A 19,411-nucleotide genomic window follows, 5' to 3' on the forward strand; every position below is an offset into this window, starting at 1 on the left:
CAGCATTTTAGTCTCCTATGACAATCATAGCTGGTAACGTTCGATCTGGCTCCGCGTTCCATACCTTTCCGGCACACTTTCCAGAGAAAAAACCATTGATCACCACGGATTATCCCTTTTCATCTCGCGAGAGCTTTGACATGGTCCTTCCTGACCTGGTGGCCACGGGTGATACACAGCATGGCCTGATTTCGTGTTGCTGGATCAGTAAATGCGTCAGAAAATTCTCTCCGCGGTCCTTTTTCCCTGCATTGCCGTAACACTTGCCCTGTCCGGATGCTCCAGCCCGGAAAAGCACCGGCTGATGGCGCGCACGATCGCGCCAGCCACCCAGAAACAGATCGCGGCGGAGCACCGCATTTATCTGGCCACCAACCGGGAACCCGCCAGGGATCCTGGCTACATATTCTCCGGCGACCGCAACCCGGACACCACCTACGCCTTCGTCGACGTCTCTGTACCGGCTGTCCACAAGGTGGGCGAGATCGAGCGCGCGCCAAACCCGAGCGTCGCCGATCCCGCGCGCTATTTCACGGCACGTAGGCTGGGCATCTTTCGCAGCGAGCAAGACTACCGCCAGCACCTCGCCAAGGTGATCCGCGAACGGGGCGGCCGCGCGCTGGTCTTCGTGCACGGCTACAACACGGCCTTTGACGACGCGGTTTACCGAATTACCCAGGTCGCCCACGACTCCGGGTTCCCCGGCGCTGTCATCCTGTTCACCTGGCCGTCCGCCGCCAGCGTGGTCGATTATCTTTACGACCAGAACAGCGTCATGGTCAGCCGTGATGCGCTGGAAAACCTGTTGCGGCTGGTAGCGGATGCCGGCGCGACGCATATCGATCTGGTGGCCCATTCAATGGGCAGCCTTGCCACGATGGAAGCCCTGCGCCAGCTCGCCATCACAAACGATCCGAACCTCGGCGGCAAGCTGGCCGACGTCATTCTGGCCTCGCCGGATATCGACGCGGACGTATTCAAGTCCCAGATCCAGCGCATGGGCAAGCCGAAGATGAACATGGTGATCCTCTCCTCGCGCAATGACCGCGCGCTCGACCTGTCCGGCCTGATCGCCGGCCGCCGCGAGCGCCTGGGTGCCGTGCTCAATGCGGAAGAATTTGCCAAGCTCGGCGTGACGGTCGTCGACGTCACCGGCATGCAGGCCGGCGATCCGCTCAATCACACCAAATTTGCCGACAATCCCGCGCTCGTGAAGCTGCTTGGCGTCGCTCTTACCTCCGACGACCTCGAACAGCTGGACGACGATGACACGATCACCGAAGAGCTGAGCTCGATCAGCCGGAACATCGGCCGGACCGTCGGCAACGCGGCGGGCATCATCATAACCACGCCGTTCCGCGTGTTCGAGCTGGCCCTGGATTAACGCAGCCCCGGGCAAACGGGTCCGGCCGGGTACGCGGGTATCACTCGGCCAGTTCACCCACCGGCGCTGAAGGTTCGTGGCCGGGCTGAAGGATTCCTAGCCGGGTCGAACCGTATCCGCGAAGTCGCCGCAGCAATCCATACGCCCCCTGCCCTGGCAGCGCCGGCGCTGTCCGCGCGCAGATACACATAACATATTAGCCATATCCCGGGCGTAGCAAGAGCTCCACGGTTGGGTTACGGGGGAGGTGCAGACATCGAATCATTCGCCGGGTAACCGACACGAATCGTCGGGCAGACCGGCAGCAGACGGCCGAGGGCAGCGGAGTTTGCAGCGAGCTGCGACGATTGAGCAAACTGCCACGAAAGGAGCCGCAACATCCGGCTGGAGCTTGGAAGCCCCGAGAAACCAGGAGTTCTTGCCAAGAAAAGCGAAGAGGAATGGTGCCCAGAGCCGGAATCGAACCAGCGACACGCGGATTTTCAGTCCGCTGCTCTACCAACTGAGCTATCTGGGCATTCAGCGAGCTGCCGAAGCGGCGAAGCGCTGAATTGGGCTGCCTTATAGCATGAGAATTTCGGCTGTCCAGCCACTATGTGCAGAACTTCTACATTCTCTTCACACCATTTGATGACAGCGATGACCTATACCCATTTCTCGGCCTGCGGACGTGCCTTCTCCGGGCTGTACGGGCCTTTTCCGGCGTCCGCGCTCCCGCATCAGCCAACTTATCAGCAATGATAGCGAAGAATTAGAGGCACAACCCCTCAAACCCGCTTGACCTCAAAGCAATAAACATTACACGTTTACCGCATGAGAGCATGCGCACGTTGAAGCAGTTGATCCTCAAGGGATCTGGCCAGCGACGTCCGCGGTTCTGAATGAATGCGCCCATGGGTGCTTGAGTAAAGGTGCAGAGGGCAAATCCCCCCCCATCCTCCCGCCTTCTGCGCCTATTGGCGGACAGCATGAGAATGCTGTCCGCCTAATTTTGCGGATCCGCCGCAACCTCCCCCTGCCTCGCAGCATTTCTTTGCCTTGCACGGACCGTTCCGATGAGTGCCACCGCCGCTCTTGATCCGTCCGGATGCCGCTCTCTCTCGACAGTCTGAACCTGCCCTCTATCTACCCTGCAGCATCACTTTGGCAGGGACATCATGCACAGCCGCAAACGGACGCTGCTTCTCGTCAATCCTGGGGCCGGGCGCGGTGAGGAAACACTTGCTCCCGTCATCGACCGTTTTCGTCGCTCGGGCCTGCAGGTCACGCTGGAGAGCTTCGAGGCACTGCCGGCGCTTCGGCAAGACATCGACCGCCTTCGTTCCACCCACGACCAGCTGGTCATTTGTGGCGGAGATGGCTCCATATCCTCCGCCGCCGGGGCCGTGATGGAGAGCGGCCTGCCCATGGGCATCCTGCCAATGGGCACCGCCAACGATCTGGCGCGCACCCTGCAGATTCCACTCGAACTCGAAGAGGCTGCCGGCGTGATCCTTGCCGGCAGGCTGCGCCCGATCGACGTCGGCACCGTCAACGGCCATACATTCTTTAACATAGCAAGTATCGGCTTGAGCACGGAACTTGCCCGCCGGCTGGACGCCCGAATGAAACGACGCTTCGGCCGCCTGAGCTACGCGTTGACCGCGATCCAGGTACTGTTGTCGGCACGGCGTTTTCGCGCGCGCATCGCCGCCAACGGCCACTCACGCACGGTGAAGACCTACCAGATCGCGGTCGGCAACGGCGTCCACTACGGCGGCGGAAATGTCATCTCGCAGGCCGCCGCCATCGACGACGGTCGCCTGGACCTCTACAGCCTCGAGATGCGCAGCTTGTGGAAGCTGGTCCTTATGTTTCCAGCCTTCCGGGCGGGCCGTCATGGGGCTTGGAAGGAAGTCCGCACGGCCCGCAGCGACGCGTTCGTGATCGAAACCCGCCGCCCGCTCCCGGTCAACGCGGACGGCGAGATCGTTACGACCACGCCGGCGCGTTTCAGAACCCATCCGGGAGCCGTGTCCGTGTTCGTGCCCTGACGACCCCTCTGCCCTTCCCCGGAAATTGGTCTGCCAATATCCTGCCAAACGCGTATAACGATAATTGTCAGATTCTTTTTTCCGGAAGCCACTGAGGAAGGAACAGGCTTGCGCTCCTCCCCGTCTTTCATTGCTCCCCTCCGCAACGGAAATTTCAGAGCCCTATGGATGGCGAGCCTGATTTCCAATCTGGGCGGCCTCATCCAGACCGTTGGCGCGGGCTGGCTGATGACCGTGATTTCCGACTCGAAGGATCTGGTTGCTTTCGTTCAGGCGGCGAACACCCTGCCCATCATGCTCTTCTCCCTGGCCGCCGGCGCCCTTGCCGACAATCTCGATCGCAGGCGCATCATGATCGTGGCGCAGGTCTTCGTCATGGTCGTCTCCGCGATGCTGGCCTACCTGGCCTATTTCGGCATGCTGACTCCCTGGTTGCTGCTGGCCTTCACCTTCCTTGTCGGCACCGGCACCGCGCTGTTCAATCCATCCTGGCAGGCCTCGATGGGCGACATCGTTCCGCGTGAGGACATTCCCCACGCCGTGTCTCTCAACGCCATGTCGTTCAACATCATGCGCAGCATCGGTCCGGCGCTGGGTGGAGCGATCGTGGCCACGGCAGGAGCGGCCTTTTCGTTCCTCATCAATGCGGTGAGCTACATACCGCTGATCTACGCGCTCTTCCGCTGGAAGTACCGCCGTCCGCCATCGACGCTTCCGCGCGAGCAGTTCGGCAGCGCCATGTCGGCGGGTCTGCGCTACATGATGATGTCGCCGAACCTGATCAAGGTGCTCTGCCGGGGCTTCATTTTCGGTTTCGGCGCGATTTCCGTATCGGCGATGATGCCCATCATCGCCCGCGACGTGTTGCTGGGAGGAGCGCTGACCTACGGTCTTCTGCTCGGCAGCTTCGGCGTCGGCGCCATCGGCGCCGCCGTGCTCAACACCCGGCTGCGGGCGCGCTTCACCAGCGAGACCATCGTGCGCGGTGCCTGCATCGGCTTTGCCGCAAGCGTCGTGATCATGGCTTTCAGCACCTTCACGGTGGTGACGTGCCTGTTCCTCATCGTGGCTGGCGCCTGCTGGGTGCTGGCCCTCTCGCTGTTCAACGTGACCGTCCAGCTCTCCACGCCCCGCTGGGTCGTGGGCCGCGCCCTGGCGCTCTACCAGATGTCTACCTTCGGCGGCATGACCTTTGGCAGCTGGACCTGGGGCATGATCGCGGAGGAATGGGGCGTCTCCGCCGCTCTGGTGACCTCCGCCGTAACGTTGCTGCTTGGTGCGGCCATCGGTCTGCGCTATGCCCTGCCCGGTCTCGTCGCCCTCGATCTCGATCCGCTGACCTTCCGCGAGCCGGAGCTGCTGCTCGATCTGAAGCCGCGCAGCGGTCCGATCATGATCATGGTTGACTACGTGGTCGACCAGAAGGACGTGGATGAGTTCCTTGCCGTCATGTCCGAGCGCCGCCGCTCGCGCATCCGCGACGGCGCACGCCAGTGGGCGCTGCTGCGCGACCTTGAAAACCCGGAATTGTGGACAGAGAGCTACCACTTCCCCACCTGGGTCGATTACATCCGTCACAACCAGCGGCGGACGACGGCCGACCAGGCCATCAGCGAACGGTTGCGGTCGCTGCACAAGGGCCCCGAAAAGCCGCGTGTGCATCGGATGATCGAGCGCCAGACCGTTCCGACCCGCGAGGACATCCCCCTGAAACATGACCCGCACAACCATCTCCCTTGACGAGCCCGGCGCCACCGCGCACCCAGGGGGACCAGAACCACACGGAACGACGGAGACCATGATTTTCGGCTTTGACATCGGCGGCACGACAATCCGGGGAGCCGAGGTCCTGCCGGGGCTGGATCTCGGCCCGGTCCGCCGCGCCCCCACCCCCGCGCGCGACTTCGACGCCTTCGTGAGCACCCTCCGCGACATGATCGCGGCGGCCTCCGCGCGTCCCGAAGCCATCGCGATCTCCCTTCCCGGCGTCATGAATCCCGCAACCCGCGAGGCCCTGTGCGCCAACATCCCCTGCCTGAACGGCCGGCGGGTCGAAGAGGACCTTGCGTCGGCGCTGGGGCTGCCGGTCGTCGTCGCCAACGATGCCGACTGTTTCACCGTCGCGGAAGCGCGCGCCGGCGCCGGCCGAGGCCACCGCATCGTCTTCGGCGCCATCCTGGGAACCGGCATCGGCGGCGGCCTCGTCGTCGATGGCCGGCTGATCAACGCCACGGGCGGTTTCGCGGGCGAATGGGGACATGCACCGATCGCCGCGCGCATGGCTGGCAATCCGCCCGTGGAAATGCCGCGCCTGCGCTGCGGCTGCGGTCTTGAAGGCTGCCTGGAGACGCTGGGCAGCGCCCGCGGCATCGAGCGCCTCGACGCCCACTTTCACGCGCGCACGTTGGCCGCCGAAGACATCATCGCCGCCGCCGAGGCTGGCGACCCCCTCTCCCGCCGGACGGTTGGCTGGTTCGTGGAAATTGTGAGTGCTCCCCTCGCGATGGTGGTGAACGTGACGGGCGCCACCATCGTGCCGGTGGGCGGCGGACTGTCCAACGCGCCCTCGCTCCTGCAAGCGATCGACGAGGCGGTCAGGGCCTTTACCCTGTGCCGGTTTTCCGAACCTGTGGTTGTCCGCGGACAATGCCGGCACGAACCGGGAATAATTGGCGCAGCACTGCTCGCAGGTGTTGACGGGACTGCTTAAAACTATTCTAAGCTTTGCCGGATTGAGACCAAAACTTTGATCGGCCTCAAAGCAGTTCGGTGGAAGCGTGTCATTTTGCCCGGCCTCGGGCGGTGGACGCGAAGGTTATTGGCAACTATGATTGCGCAGCAATCGGGAAGATATCAATGAATTATCGGCGCTTTTTCTCCGAGGCTATCGATCAATTGCATGCGGAGAAGCGGTATCGTGTGTTCGCCGACCTGGAGCGGATCGTCGGCAGGTTTCCCCGCGCTATCTGGCGAGGCCCCCATGGCGCCCGCGAGATAACCGTCTGGTGTTCCAACGACTATCTTGGCATGGGTCAGCATCCGGTCGTCATCGAGGCCATGCAGCGTGCTGCTGGCGGAATGGGTGCTGGTGCTGGCGGCACGCGCAATATCTCTGGAACCCATCATCCCATCGTGGAGCTTGAAGCCGAGCTCGCTGACCTTCATGGCAAGGAAGCGGGTCTCGTGTTTACCTCGGGCTTCGTGTCCAACGAGGCGGCGATCTCCACGATTGCCCGCCTTCTGCCCAACTGCCTCATCCTCTCGGATGAGCTCAACCACGCCTCGATGATCGAGGGTGTCCGCCGTTCCGGTGCCGAGAAGAAGATCTTCCGCCACAACGACCTGGCGCATCTGGAGAGCCTTCTCCAGGCGGCCGGCCCCGAGCGCGCGAAGCTGATCGTCTTCGAGTCCGTCTACTCGATGGATGGCGACATCGCTCCCATCGCCGGCATCGCCGACCTTGCCGAAAAGTACAACGCGATGACCTACATCGACGAGGTGCACGCGGTCGGCATGTATGGCGCCCGCGGCGGCGGCATCACCGAGCGTGAGGGTCTCGCCCACCGCATCGACGTGATCGAGGGCACCCTGGCCAAGGGCTTCGGCGTCATCGGCGGCTACATCACGGGCAGCGCCGACGTGATCGACGCGGTGCGCTCCTACGCGCCGGGCTTCATCTTCACCACGGCCCTGCCTCCGGCAATCGCCGCGGCGGCGACGGCTTCGATCCGACACCTGAAGAAATCCAGCGCCGAGCGCGAGGCGCACCAGCGCCAGGCCCAACGCACCAAGGAGGTGCTGTCCGCCGCCGGCCTGCCGGTCATGCCGTCCGAGACGCACATTGTGCCGGTCCTCGTCGGCGATCCGGAGCTCTGCAAGATGGCGAGCGACCGCCTGCTGGAGAAGCACGACATTTATATCCAGCCGATCAACTACCCGACGGTTCCGCGCGGCACCGAACGTCTTCGCATCACGCCGACGCCGTACCACGACGACGCATTGATCGAGAATCTGCGCGATGCCCTGCTCGAGACTTGGGAAGCGCTGGGCCTGCGCTTCAAGGGCGAGGAGGAGCCGGTAACGGCGGCTTCCGCCGACGTGATCCCGCTGGTTGTCTCCAAATCCGGCGGCTGATAAGGGAATCCGGAAAAAATCTTTCAAGAAAAAAAGCCGCAGCGCGGGGCGCTGCGGCTTTTTTTATGCCACTCGTACCCGGGTTGGCTTGGGGGAGGAATTTGCCGGGCGAGCAGCGCTGCCTTTCCGGATCCGTGCGGGACATAAGGGGGATGCTGCACGGATACGGATGCAATGGTCCCGGCGGCGTCTGCGGGCGACCTGTCCGCCGGGAGCCTCTGGCCGCCCCGAGGCTGGGACGGCCAAACCCTGTCAGATGTTTCCTGCCGCCATTTCCTGCGCGATGTAGTCGGCTTGCCGGATGGCGAGCGCCACGATCGTGAGCGTCGGGTTCACCGCCGCGCCCGTTGTGAACTGGCTGCCGTCGGAAACGAACAGGTTGTTGATGTCGTGGGTCTGGCCCCACTTGTTCACCACGCCGTCGGAGGGCTTCTCGCTCATCCGGTTGGTACCCAGGTTGTGGGTCGAGGGATAGGGCGGCGTCGGGAAGGTGCGGACCGCGCCCACGGCCTCGTACAACGCCTGACCCTGCCTGTAGGCATGGTTGCGCATGGCGATGTCGTTCGGATGGTCTGTGAACCACACGTCCGCGACCGGCATGCCGTACTGGTCCTTGAGCTCCGGATGCAGCTTCACTGCGTTCTGCTCCTGCGGCATGTCCTCGCCGACGATCCAGAGGCCCGCCATGTTTTCGTAGGCGTCAAGCGCCGAGGCGAACGAACGGCCCCACGCGCCCGGATTGAGGAACGCCGCCATGAACGGCAGGCCGAGCGACAGGGTTTCGAGCTCGTAGCCGCCCACGAAGCCGCGCGACGGATCGTTGCGCGACTCGTCCTGGATGATGCCAGCCATGGTCGTGCCGCGATACATGTGCACCGGCTTCTCGAAGATGGCGTAGACCGAGCCGGTGGTGTGCCGCATGTAGTTCTTGCCGACCTGGCCGGACGAATTGGCAAGGCCGTCAGGGAACATCGACGAGGCCGAGTTCAGCAGCAGCCGCGGGCTTTCGATCGAGTTGCCAGCCACGCAGACGATGCGCGCCTTCTGCCGCTGCAGGTTGCCGTCCTTGTCGGCATAGACGACGCCGGTCACCTTGCCCGCTGCGTCGTGCTCGATCTGGATGACGTGCGAGTTGGGCCTCACCTCAAGCTTGCCGGTGGCCTCGCCCTTCGGGATCTCGGTGTAGAGGGTCGACCACTTGGCGCCCCACTTGCAGCCCTGGAAACAGAAGCCGGTCTGCTGGCAGGCCATGCGTCCGTCGCGTTCGGCCGAGTTAATCGCCATGCGGCCCGTGTGGTAATCCTTGTAGCCGAGCTTCGCGGCGCCAGCGGCGAACACCTTGAAGTTGTTGTTGCCCGGCAGCCCCTCGATGCCGTTGGTGCGGGTCACGCCCATCTTGTCCTCGGCCTTCTCGTAATAGGGCTCGAGGTCGGCCAGCGAGATCGGCCAGTCGAGCAGGTTCGCCCCGTCGATCTTGCCGTAGTGGGTGAGTGTCTTGAACTCAAAGTCGCGGAACCGCAGCGATGCGCCCGCCCAATGGGTGGTCGTGCCGCCCACCGCCTTCACGATCCAGGCCGGCAGGTTGGGGAAATCCTTCGCCAGGCGCCAGCCGCCGCTCGCCGTGCGCAGATCGCCCCACGAAAGCTGCGCGAAGCTGTCCCACTCATCGTTGATGAATTCGTCGAATTCGATGCGGCTACCGGCCTCCAGAATGACGACGTCGATGCCTTTCTGGGCGAGTTCGTTGCCGAGCGTTCCGCCGCCCGCACCCGATCCGATGATGACGACAACGCCGTCGTCGTCGAGCTCATAATTGGTTGCCATTTGTTTCCTCCCAGGAAATCAGTTCCACAGCCCCTCCGGCGCCCGAAAGACGCCGCGGCGCGGGCATCAGAGCCAGTCGATGTCGTCGAAACCGCGGTTGATGTAGCCGCCCTTGGAATAGGACTCGCCCTCGTATCCGAAGTACGGCCACACTTCCTTCTGGTTGTAGAGGCTGACGACGAGATCGCTCCGGATGGCCTGGAAGAAGTCGGTGTCCTCGATCTGCTGCAGCACGGCGACGCGGTCCTCCTCCCAGCCCAGGCCACGATATCCGTCGGCCCCGGCGCGGCGGTTGAGATCCGCGACGCCCTCCTCGATCAGGGTCTTGTAGGCGGCATCCTCCGCAGCCTTGGCGTCATGCCCCTTGATCGCGATCGCGTAATAGCGGTCCGGCAGCCTGTCGTGCGGATAGATGTCGCGAGCCATCTTGATCAGCGTTGCGACGGTATCCGGCTGAAGGCCCTGGGTTTCGAGACCCCACGCGCCTTCCGGGCAGATAACTGCCGTTCCGGTGATGATTAGGGCGGCGCCGATTGCGCCCCCTTTCAGAAGCTCCCGGCGGGAAAGGCCGGGATGTCTGTATACGGTTGCCATGCTGTCTCCTCCCTCTGCATGGGCCGCCCCCTGCTGGGCGGCCGTGCCATAGAGCGGTTCCTGGGAAAGGGGAACCGGCTTTCCGGCCGGAACCGCGATAAACAGGCGGTTGGAGCATTTCAGGGTTCCCGTGAAAGGCTGAAACGCTCCGCCTGCCTCATTACTTGAAGCGGCCTCCGCGCTGGATGACCTCGATCTTGTAACCGTCGGGGTCGGTGATGAAGAAGTAGCGCGCAGCCCAGCCGCTTGCGTGCGTGAGGCCCGAGAGCGGGTTCGGGTTCAGCCCGGCTTCCGTCAGCCGCTTGTGCTCAGCCTCCAGGTCATCTACCGATACCGCGAGGTGCCCGTAGCCCTGACCCAGCTCGTAGGGCTCCTCCCGCCCCTTGTTGATGGTGAGCTCGAGCTCGAAGTCGCTCTCCTCGTTGCTGAGATAGACCAGAACGAAGCTGTCGAACTCGAACCGGTCGGCCACCTTCAGCCCGAAAGCCTTGTTGTAGAACTCCACGGACCGCGCCTCATCGAGAACGCGGATCATGCTGTGAATCATCTTCGCCACGGCAGATTCTCCTTTCTGTCGGTCAGAGTAGATCGGACTTCGCGGCCGCGGGTAGTAATCGGCTACCGCATTCCGCTTTCCCGGCGGCACCAACGGCGGAAGCTTGCGCTTTGCAATGATTTGACGCCCCCTGGCGGGAGGGGCATATTGAAAGGAAAAACGACCGGCAGGAGGAAGCGATGTGTGAAATCTACGCGGGCCAGGATCCCGATAGATATCGTCCCATCAACCGCTCCGTGAGGATCGGCGGCCACTCGACGAGCATCCAGCTGGAGGCTGCCTTCTGGGATCTTCTGGACGAGATCGCCGCACGCCAGGGCATGTCGACGGCCAAGTTTCTCTCGACGCTCCACGACGAGGCGTTGCAGATCAACGGCTCGGTCTCGAACTTCGCCTCGCTTCTACGGACGAGCTGCCTCATCTACCTGATGAACGGGGGCCGCAACGCCACCCCGGCCTGCCGTTTCGAGATGGTCGCCGCGGAGTAGGCATTCGCTTCGCCGGCAACCAATGACGGCGGCCCGCTCTGACGGCCGCCCATGCCACTTGCTTCTATCCTCCGCACCATGTGCAAACACGAAGGGCTGCCCCTGGGAGCAGCCCTCGTTCTTTTCACGATCCCTGCTGCGATCGCAGCCGATTCGGAATCCTACCTCTGCTTCGCCAGCAGGTCGCGGATTTCGGTAAGCAGCTGGACGTCCGCCGGCGGCGCGGGCGGAGCAGCTTCCTCCTGCTTCTTGATGATGCTGCGACGGAGCGTGTTCACCGCCTTCACCATCAGGAAGATGATCCAGGCAAGGATCAGGAAGTTCAGAATTACGGTGATGAAACTGCCGTAGGCCAGCACCGCACCCTGCTCGCGCGCCGCCGCAAGCGTGGAGGCAGTCACGTTCGATGACAGCGGGATGAAGTAGTTGGAAAAATCGAAACCGCCGAAGATGGCACCCACGATCGGCATGATGATGTCGTCGGTGAGTGAGCTGACGATCCCTCCGAATGCGCCACCGATGATCACACCGACAGCCAGATCAATCACATTGCCTCGGGCAATAAACTCTTTGAATTCATCCAGGATGGATGGCATGAGACTGTCCCCTCGCAGACTTGAACGGCGGGCGCCGGACGGCAACCCGCGTGCAGCACAACTCTTTGCGGGAACATATTAACAATCGGCAACCCTACGAACAAGCGCAACCCTGATTGATATGAAACAGTCTGGGGCCGATCGTTTGAGCCATCAGGTCCGGCTTCCGGAAGGGGCTGCCGGTTTTTCGGCCGGCTTTTCGTCCTCTGTCTCCAGTCCCTTCACGATGTCCACGAAACGGCGGAAGAACCGCTCCATGAAATTGAGCGTCCGGTCGAACTCCTCATCCGACGGCAGGTCGGCCGCCCCGGATCTTTCCGACTCGAGCGCGGCCACGCGCGCCTCAAGCTCCGTGATCTTCCGGCGCAGTTCCTCGATCGTCCTGTCCTCCGCCCGCTGGCCGGGCGCGGGGCTGCACACGAACCCGTCACCGCTTTCCCGGCAGAATGACGTGTTGCCGGTCAGCGTATCCATGATCATGAACCCGCCCTCGGCGCGCTCCATCTGGAATCGCGGATTGTTCTGGGCGTAGGCTGCGCCGCCCGCCCCCGCTGCCACAATCAGTCCCACCAGCATCCATTTCTTTCCCGGCATCTTCATCTCCTCAGCCCGGCGAGAACTCGAAACGCAGTGAACGGCGGCTCGATCCGTTGCACAAGCGCCAATTGTTGAACCGCCGCCACTTTCGCCCATTCAATAATCGGACTATAGCGCCATCATGGCGAAATTGATCTACAAGATCTGCCCCGCCACCATGTGGCAGGCAGCAGCAGAAGAAGGCGTGTTCCGCGGGGCGCCCGTGGACCTTGCCGACGGCTTCATCCATTTCTCGACGGCGTCCCAGGTGCGTGAGACCGCGGCGAAGCATTTCGCCGGACAGAGCGGCCTGGTGCTGATCGCCGTCGATGAAGGCCGCCTCGGCCCCGAATTGAAGTATGAAGTCTCGCGCGGCGGCCAGCTTTTCCCGCATCTCTACGCGCCCCTGCCCTGCGACGCAGTGGCGTGGGTCGAGCCGCTTCCCCTCTGCCCCGACGGCCAGCACCAGTTTCCGGATCTCCCAGAATGAGCCTTTACGACACCTTCGCCCGCCCGCTTCTGTTCTCCTTCGATGCGGAAACAGCCCACGGCCTTTCCATCGCCGCGCTGAAGCTGGGGCTTCCCTTCTGCCCGCCCCCGCCCGCCTCTGAGCGCCTTCGGGTCAGGGTCGCCGGCCTCGACTTCCCGAACCCGCTCGGCATGGCCGCGGGCTACGACAAGAATGCAGAAGTACCGGATGCGCTGCTGAAGCTCGGATTCGGCTTCGTTGAATGCGGGACCATCACGCCACGCCCGCAGCCCGGCAATCCGAAGCCGCGCATCTTCCGCCTGATCGAGGACCGCGCCGTCATCAACCGGCTGGGCTTCAACAACGAGGGCCATGACGCCGCCCATGCGCGCGTGAACGCCCGCCCCCGGCGCGGCATTGTCGGCATCAACGTCGGCGCCAACAAGGACAGCGACGACCGCATGGCCGACTACGAGCTGGGCGTCCGCCGCTTCGCGGCCCTCGCCTCCTACCTCACGGTCAACATTTCCTCGCCCAATACCGTGGGCCTGCGCGCCCTGCAGGAGCGCCAGAGCCTCGCCGAACTGCTTTCCCGGGTGGTCGAGGCGCGCGGCAGCCTGCCGGCAGGCCAGGGCCGTGAAACCCCGATCTTCCTCAAGATTGCACCGGACCTCGACGAGCAGTCGCTTTCCGACATTACCGGGGAGGCACTGGAGAACAAGATTGACGGCCTCATCGTGTCCAACACCACGCTCTCGCGCGATGGCCTGAAGAGCGCCGCGAAGAACGAGACCGGCGGCCTCTCCGGCGCGCCGCTCTTCGAGCGATCGACCATCGTGCTGGCGAAGATCCGCCGCCTGGTGGGCCGGGAGCTTCCCGTCATCGGCGTGGGCGGCGTGGATTCGGCCGCCACGGCGCTGGAAAAGATCCGCGCCGGCGCCGACCTCGTACAGCTCTACACCGGCCTGATCTATGGCGGCCCGCAGCTTCCCGGAAAAATCCTGCGTGACATGGACGGCCAGCTTGCCGCCCTCGGCGTCTCGTCCGTCACGGAACTGCGTGACACGCGCCTTGACGACTGGGCGAACCGACCCCTGCCCTGATCTGGGCGGTTCCGCGAGGAAAATGACCTCTTTCGGGCGCAGACTTAGGCGCCCGCGAATGTCCTGTCCGTGCGCGACGGCAGCAGTGATACCAGCGACAGCCCGCGCACGATGAGGAAGATGTGCAGCGATAGCCACAACGCCGTGTTGCCCATCATGCCCTCGAAAAGGAACAGGCACGCCGCATAGACCGCGAGCGACAGCAGCATCATGTTGCGCATGTCTCGCGACCACGTCGCCCCGATGTACACGCCGTCCATCTGGAAGGCGAGCACACCCGAGATGCCTGTGAAGGCAGCCCAGGGCAGGAACTCGATCGCCACGGCCCTCACGTCCTCTGCCGTGGTCAGCATGCGGATGAACCACTCGCCCCCGAACAGGAACACGCCCGCCAGCACGAAGGCCAGCGCAAACCCCCAGACCGATGACAGTACGACCGCCCGCCTGAAAAGCGCTTTCGTTCGCGCTCCGATCGCCCGTCCCGCAAGCTGTTCGGCAGCCGTTGCAAACCCGTCGAGGAAGAAGCCCGCCACCAGGAACACGTTCATCAGGATGGCGTTGGCCGCCAGTGTCACCGTGCCGAGCTGCGCGCCCTGCCGCGTGAACAGTGCGAACGCCCCGAGCAGCGCGAACGAGCGGATCATGATGTCGCGGTTGAGCGCCGCCATCGCCCGCATGGCGGTGAGATCCAGAATGGCTCCCCAGCTGATCCGTCCGCTGGATCGCAGCCGCCGCAGGATCACCCAGCCGCCCAACGCCGCGCCGCAGGCTTCGCCGATCACCGTGGCCCATGCCACGCCGGCGAGCCCCCACCCGAGCACGAGGCCGAGCAGGATGGACAGCGCCACGTTCATGCCGTTGATGACGATCTGCAGCGCGAGCGCCAGGTTCCCCTCGCCGCGTCCGAGCACATAGCCCAGTATCGCGTAGTTGCCGAGCGTGATCGGCGCGGCCGCCATGCGGATGCCGACATAGACCGCCATCGCGACCGCGACTGCAGGTTCTGGAGAAATCAGCGCGTTCGCCACGGCGATGATCGCGGGCGTGAGCAGCACGAGAACAAGGCCGCACACCAGCGCAAGCACGAGCGCCCGCGCCAGCACGGCCATTTCCTCCCGGCCGTTTCCCCTGCCGAAAGCCTGGGCAACGAGGCCGGTTGTGCCGGATCGCAGCGAATTGAACGTTCCAAACACCACGTCGAAGGTGACGGCCCCAACCGCGAGACCACCGATGAGCGCCGGATCATTGAGCCGCCCGACCACCGCCGTGTCGGTAATGCCGATGAGCGGCGTCGTGAGGTAGGCGAGCGTCATCGGCACCGCGATGCCGAGCACCTCGCGGTTCGTCACCCTGAACGGGCGTTCCGGGTCATCCTGCGCCGGAGAGTCTGTCCCCGCCACCACGACAGTGTCTTCCTCGCCCCTCATCTGATCGCGGCTAGTCTCGACGATAGGCGAGCAGGCGCGCGATAAGGAAGACAGGCACCACCACGGCCCCACCGATCAGGATGTAGCCGGCGAACCGGCCGAGCGCGTCGAACCCGGCATGCCAGAGATCGAGGATCGCGTTGCGGATGCCGTAATAGATGTCGGCTGGCGTCCACCCGAACACGTGCATGATGTAGCCAACCACCAGCGAGATCAGCACAAGTTTGATGAGCACTCGCAGGGGACTGTCGCCAAGAAATCGGGTCAGCGCATTCACGGGCACGCTCCTGTCAGGTCTGCACAGCCGCAGATAGTGCTCTTACGGACTCGGCCGCGCAAGCGCAACCACCGAGTTCCTGCGAGAGGTTCGACGCCCGCAATTCTATCCGCATGTACGCCTGGATCCGTCGCGTCGCAGCACGACAATGCGCCCGGAAGGCAAGCAGGGGCCACCCGGGACGCAATCGAATGGAAGCACGCGGTTAAGCGTTCAGCAGGATCTTTCGCGCCTGCTCCACTGCACCTGACTGGATGTTGCGGACCGTGGTTTCCGAGTACCAGCCGTTATGGTCGGAGAGCACCACATTAGGCGCCCTGAGCAGTGGAGAACCGACCGGCGGCTCGACACTGAACACGTCGATACCCGCGCCGAAGATCGTTCCCTTCTCCAGCGCATTGGCAAGTGCCTGCTCGTCCACCAGCTGGCCGCGGGCGGTATTGATAAGAACCGCCGTCGGACGCATACGCGACAGGAAGTCGGCATTGATGAGGTGCCTGTTTTCCGGTGTCGCGGGCGCATGCAGACTGACGATGTCGGACTGCTCGGCGAGCTCATTGAGATCATCCGCGCGCCGAGCCCACTCCGGCAGGGTGGCGGGATCGAGATAGGGATCGTAGACCACCGCCTGTGTGACGCCGAATGCCCGCAACCGATCTGCGACCGCCCGCGCGATGCGGCCGAACCCGATGAACCCGGCCGTGCTGCCCGCGATGCGGTAAATGGGCTCCGTCTGACCGACCTGCCAGGCGCCCTTGCGCACCTGCGCGTCGCGGCTGACGATCCGCCGCCGCACGGCCAGGAACAGCGCGACCGCATGGTCCGCCACCTCGATCTCGGCCCCGTAGTCGGGTACCCGTGCGACCGTGATGCCGCGCGCATTCGCGGCAGCGACGTCGATGTTGTCGATGCCGATGCCATAGCGCACGATACCCACGCAGCGGGTCATGGCGTTGATAAGATCAGCGTCCAGCACCGTGTCGCGGACGAACACGATCCGCGCCTCCCCCAGAGCCGCCCTCGCTTCGGCCCGCCCCTTCCTCAGATCGATTTCCTCGACCCGTAGGCCAAGTTCGGCCATGGCCTGGCGTTCAAGTGAATGGTCGGCATAGGCCGGCAGTATGATGATAGCTTTGTCCATCTATTGTCCTCGAATTGTCACGACCGCCTTGCCGTCGAACTCCCGCCGGCGAAGCCGACCAAGTGTTTCGGGCACTTCCTCGAGCATGATCCGCAGCGCAATCATCGGATCGAGCCTGCCTTCGGACATCCACCGCAGGAGGTCCGCCCCCATGACGGCGAAATCCCTCTGAGTGCGCAGATCGCCCGCCGCATAGGCGCCTCCAAGCGCGACTTCATGGATCGACGCGGCATAGGTGTAGGCGGGGGTATGTGAAAGGTCGGGCAGCGGATCCGACGTTGCGAGCTGGCCGTTGTAGCAGATCAGATCCAGCGACTTGCGGGCGTCGCCCGGGTTGGCGACCTCCAGCATGGCGTCGGCGCCACGACCTTCCGTGAGTTCCATGACGCGCTTCGGCAGTTCGGGATCCCGGTAGTCGAGCACAACGTCCGCGCCTAGCCTTTTCACCTGCTCGGCGGCCTCGGGCCGGGCAAGCCCGATCACCCGGAGGCCCAGGTTCCTGGCAATCTGCACGCCGAACCCGCCGACGCCGCCGTTGGCGCCCTGGACTACGATTGTCTGTCCCGCCTCGACACGCATCTTCCGCACGATGGCTTGATAGGCCGTCATGCCTGCACAAGGAACGGCGGCAGCGGCTTCAAAAGAGACGTTGTCGGGAATGGGCGTCAGAACGTGCGCCACCGACACCGCGTATTCCGCGAACACGCCGTCACGGTTTAGGTTGCCGTGCCACATCACGCGGTCACCGGGCGCAACATTCTCCACTCCGGGGCCGATCCGCTCCACAACCCCTGCGGCATCCAGCCCCACGATGTGCGGCCCGTCCCACCATGGCACCGCGCCAGTGCAGAGTTTCCAGTCGACGGGATTGAGCGAAGCCGCGTGCACGCGGACGAGAACCTCGCCGGGGCCGGGTTCCGGCACGGGAACCTCGGTCAGCGAGGTCGTTCGCATGTCGTCTTGCGGAGCGGTGCATAGAATAGCGCGCATGTTGTCTCCTCCTCACAGGGATCAATCCGCCGGACTGGCGTCGGAGGTCCGCGCGTGCCCGACAAAGGACAAAAGGCTCCGGCCTTCGGCCGTGGCCGAAGCAGAAAAGACTCCATTTCCGGCGACCCGGGTTCGAGCCCCAGTCCTCACCTCTCGCCCATTGCTGGTACGTCCGTCCGGGTTGCTATGGACGCCTGCCGGCCGGGTTATGAGTTCTGCTCAGCGTTGGGTCGATAAATCCTCCCGCACTTTGCGTCCGACTGCATCGGCGCGCCTGATCGCGGTTTCCACGAACGCAGCGGTGATGGGCACTGGTTCGTTGTAAATGATCTCTCCGGGGCGGGTAGCCCGGGTGATGACGGCGGGCAGCGCAGCCTCCATGTCCGTGACGCCCAGGTCCGCTAGGCACGTCGGCAGGCCGACCGTCCTGTTGAAGTCGGCCATCTGCTTCAGCTCCTCGTCGCTCGCCCCATTTAGGGCGAGCTCGACGAGCACACCGAAAGCCACCTTCTCGCCATGCAGGAAATGGTGGGTCTCCGGCAGCTCGGCCAGACCGTGGTGAATGGCATGAGCCGCCGCCACGCCACCAGACTCGAAACCGATGCCCGACAGTAGAATGTTAGCTTCCAGCACCGCCTCGAACGCCTCGTTCGGCTCGCCCTTGCGGCATGCTTCAAGAGCAGTGGCTCCCAGCTCCAGGATCGTGTCACGGCAGGTGGCCGCGACGGCCATGGCCAAGCGCGTCTGCCGCCCGCTTGAGAAGTTCTTCGCCCCGGCGCGAAAGCAGGCATCCGCCTCGTAGAACGTGGCCAGCGCATCGCCCATGCCGGCGGCAAACAGCCTGGCGGGAGCCCTGGCGATCACGGCGCTGTCCACGATGACGGCGCGCGGATTGAACCGCACGAAACGGTCATGAAGAACGTGGCCGTCCTCGTCGTAGATCACGGAGAGGGCGGAACACGGCGCATCGGACGCCGCGATGGTTGGCAAGCAGATGAAGGGCAGATTGAGATCGTCGGCGGCCGCCCGCGCTAGGTCGATGACCTTTCCGCCGCCCATGCCGGCGACCACATCCGCCCCGCTCTCGACAGCCGCAGCCCGGGCCGCCTCGACGGCCGCCGGAGTGCAGCTCGGCGGAACGTGCCGCACGGTAACCTCGACTCCATCGCGGCCGATCGCATTGACCACATCGGCCGGCAGATTGGCATCCGCCAGCACAATGACATGGCTGCCGAGGCGCGCGCCTTCCTGCCCCAAGCGCGCGAGCGCGCCCGGGCCCTGAACATAGCGTCCTGGAAAGGTCGCGCTGCGGATCACGACGCCGTTCCCTCCAGCCACTCCGGCTGCACGAGCTCGATCATGTAGCCGTCCGGATCCTTGATGAAGGCGATGTGCGTCTTGCCGTGCTTCATCGGGCCTGGCTCGCGCACGATTTGGGCGCCAGCTGCGCGCAGCTTCTCGACCGTCGCATAAATGTCCTTCGTCTCAAGCGCGATATGGCCATAGCCGGAGCCCAGGTCATACGGGCCGTGATCGTAGTTGTAGGTGAGCTCGAGGACTGCCGTTTCCTCTTCCGGTCCGTAACCCACGAACGCGAGCGTGAACTTGCCCTCGGGGAAGTCCAGCTTCCGGAGGAGGTTCATTCCCAGCACTTCCGTGTAGAAGCGGATGGATGCGTCGAGGTCCTTGACCCGGAGCATCGTGTGCATGATGCGAAGTTCAGACATGGATCGTTCCTTTCCCTGTGTTGAACTAGGGCGGATGGAGAAGCCGGTGTCAGCAGCAGACCGATGCTGGTTAACCAGCGGGGAGGATAGGT

Annotated in this window: 19 protein-coding genes and 1 tRNA gene; 8 read left to right on the top strand and 12 right to left on the bottom strand. The window is 63.8% G+C overall.

What is annotated here, in order from left to right; genetic code table 11:
- Positions 1 to 211 precede the first annotated feature (211 nt).
- Positions 212 to 1,384 carry an alpha/beta hydrolase gene (locus ABD906_RS13290; RefSeq protein WP_345099900.1) on the top strand — a complete coding sequence of 391 codons (1,173 nt, stop codon included), beginning with the start codon at positions 212 to 214 and terminating at the stop codon, positions 1,382 to 1,384.
- 441 nt (positions 1,385 to 1,825) lie between these two features.
- Here ABD906_RS13290 and ABD906_RS13295 read toward each other — a convergent pair.
- Positions 1,826 to 1,901: transfer RNA gene (locus ABD906_RS13295), tRNA-Phe, on the bottom strand.
- 640 nt (positions 1,902 to 2,541) lie between these two features.
- Between ABD906_RS13295 and ABD906_RS13300 the strand changes: the two genes are divergently transcribed.
- The 4 genes from ABD906_RS13300 to hemA all read left to right on the top strand — a co-directional run bounded on the left by ABD906_RS13300 (position 2,542) and on the right by hemA (position 7,551).
- The gene (locus ABD906_RS13300; RefSeq protein WP_345099901.1) at positions 2,542 to 3,417 is read left to right on the top strand and encodes a lipid kinase; all 876 of its coding nucleotides are present in this window, start codon (positions 2,542 to 2,544) and stop codon (positions 3,415 to 3,417) included.
- Between the two features lie 108 nt (positions 3,418 to 3,525).
- On the top strand, positions 3,526 to 5,157 hold the full coding sequence (locus ABD906_RS13305) for an MFS transporter (RefSeq protein ID WP_345099902.1): 1,632 nt from the start codon (positions 3,526 to 3,528) through the stop codon (positions 5,155 to 5,157).
- 58 nt (positions 5,158 to 5,215) lie between these two features.
- Positions 5,216 to 6,127, top strand: coding sequence for an ROK family protein (locus ABD906_RS13310; RefSeq protein ID WP_345099904.1), 912 nt, complete (start codon positions 5,216 to 5,218; stop codon positions 6,125 to 6,127).
- 146 nt (positions 6,128 to 6,273) lie between these two features.
- On the top strand, positions 6,274 to 7,551 hold the full coding sequence (gene hemA, locus ABD906_RS13315; protein WP_345099905.1) for a 5-aminolevulinate synthase: 1,278 nt from the start codon (positions 6,274 to 6,276) through the stop codon (positions 7,549 to 7,551).
- Positions 7,552 to 7,803: 252 nt separating this feature from the next.
- On the opposite strand, the gene ABD906_RS13320 is transcribed toward hemA, so the two are convergent.
- The 3 genes from ABD906_RS13320 to ABD906_RS13330 all read right to left on the bottom strand — a co-directional run bounded on the left by ABD906_RS13320 (position 7,804) and on the right by ABD906_RS13330 (position 10,525).
- Positions 7,804 to 9,375 (bottom strand): GMC family oxidoreductase, encoded by a 1,572-nt coding sequence (locus ABD906_RS13320; protein WP_345099906.1) that lies wholly within the window; start codon positions 9,373 to 9,375, stop codon positions 7,804 to 7,806.
- 66 nt (positions 9,376 to 9,441) lie between these two features.
- Entirely contained in the window at positions 9,442 to 9,969 is a 528-nt protein-coding gene (locus ABD906_RS13325; RefSeq protein WP_345099907.1) for a gluconate 2-dehydrogenase subunit 3 family protein, read from the bottom strand.
- 160 nt (positions 9,970 to 10,129) lie between these two features.
- Complete coding sequence (locus ABD906_RS13330) at positions 10,130 to 10,525, bottom strand: VOC family protein (RefSeq protein WP_345099908.1); 396 nt, start codon at positions 10,523 to 10,525, stop codon at positions 10,130 to 10,132.
- Between the two features lie 179 nt (positions 10,526 to 10,704).
- On the opposite strand from ABD906_RS13330, the gene ABD906_RS13335 reads away from it, so the two are divergent.
- Entirely contained in the window at positions 10,705 to 11,013 is a 309-nt protein-coding gene (locus tag ABD906_RS13335; RefSeq protein WP_345099909.1) for a ribbon-helix-helix domain-containing protein, read from the top strand.
- Positions 11,014 to 11,174: 161 nt separating this feature from the next.
- Here ABD906_RS13335 and mscL read toward each other — a convergent pair whose 3' ends face one another.
- Positions 11,175 to 11,600 carry a large conductance mechanosensitive channel protein MscL gene (gene mscL, locus ABD906_RS13340; protein ID WP_345099958.1) on the bottom strand — a complete coding sequence of 142 codons (426 nt, stop codon included), beginning with the start codon at positions 11,598 to 11,600 and terminating at the stop codon, positions 11,175 to 11,177.
- A gap of 162 nt (positions 11,601 to 11,762) precedes the next feature.
- Complete coding sequence (locus ABD906_RS13345; protein WP_345099910.1) at positions 11,763 to 12,203, bottom strand: hypothetical protein; 441 nt, start codon at positions 12,201 to 12,203, stop codon at positions 11,763 to 11,765.
- Positions 12,204 to 12,327: 124 nt separating this feature from the next.
- On the opposite strand from ABD906_RS13345, the gene ABD906_RS13350 reads away from it, so the two are divergent.
- Positions 12,328 to 12,675, top strand: coding sequence for a DUF952 domain-containing protein (locus ABD906_RS13350; protein WP_345099911.1), 348 nt, complete (start codon positions 12,328 to 12,330; stop codon positions 12,673 to 12,675).
- Positions 12,672 to 13,757: a quinone-dependent dihydroorotate dehydrogenase gene (locus tag ABD906_RS13355; RefSeq protein WP_345099912.1), complete on the top strand. Its 1,086-nt coding sequence runs from the start codon at positions 12,672 to 12,674 to the stop codon at positions 13,755 to 13,757. The genes ABD906_RS13350 and ABD906_RS13355 overlap by 4 nt, the downstream gene beginning before the upstream one ends.
- 44 nt (positions 13,758 to 13,801) lie before the next feature.
- On the opposite strand, the gene ABD906_RS13360 is transcribed toward ABD906_RS13355, so the two are convergent.
- From ABD906_RS13360 to gloA, 6 genes are all read right to left on the bottom strand, one after another.
- Positions 13,802 to 15,184: an MATE family efflux transporter gene (locus ABD906_RS13360; protein WP_425549990.1), complete on the bottom strand. Its 1,383-nt coding sequence runs from the start codon at positions 15,182 to 15,184 to the stop codon at positions 13,802 to 13,804.
- A gap of 10 nt (positions 15,185 to 15,194) precedes the next feature.
- Positions 15,195 to 15,461 (bottom strand): DUF6460 domain-containing protein, encoded by a 267-nt coding sequence (locus tag ABD906_RS13365; protein ID WP_345099913.1) that lies wholly within the window; start codon positions 15,459 to 15,461, stop codon positions 15,195 to 15,197.
- 205 nt (positions 15,462 to 15,666) lie between these two features.
- Positions 15,667 to 16,602: a C-terminal binding protein gene (locus tag ABD906_RS13370; protein WP_345099914.1), complete on the bottom strand. Its 936-nt coding sequence runs from the start codon at positions 16,600 to 16,602 to the stop codon at positions 15,667 to 15,669.
- Positions 16,603 to 17,592, bottom strand: a complete 990-nt coding sequence (locus ABD906_RS13375) for a zinc-binding dehydrogenase (RefSeq protein ID WP_345099915.1) — start codon at positions 17,590 to 17,592, stop codon at positions 16,603 to 16,605. It abuts the gene before it with no gap.
- A gap of 219 nt (positions 17,593 to 17,811) precedes the next feature.
- Positions 17,812 to 18,909 (bottom strand): glycerol dehydrogenase, encoded by a 1,098-nt coding sequence (locus tag ABD906_RS13380; protein ID WP_345099916.1) that lies wholly within the window; start codon positions 18,907 to 18,909, stop codon positions 17,812 to 17,814.
- Positions 18,906 to 19,319 carry a lactoylglutathione lyase gene (gene gloA, locus ABD906_RS13385; RefSeq protein ID WP_345099917.1) on the bottom strand — a complete coding sequence of 138 codons (414 nt, stop codon included), beginning with the start codon at positions 19,317 to 19,319 and terminating at the stop codon, positions 18,906 to 18,908. The genes ABD906_RS13380 and gloA overlap by 4 nt, the downstream gene beginning before the upstream one ends.
- Positions 19,320 to 19,411: the final 92 nt, after the last annotated feature.

It is taken from the genome of Chelativorans composti, from assembly GCF_039541695.1.
Taxonomy (GTDB): Bacteria; Pseudomonadota; Alphaproteobacteria; order Rhizobiales; family Rhizobiaceae; genus Chelativorans; species Chelativorans composti.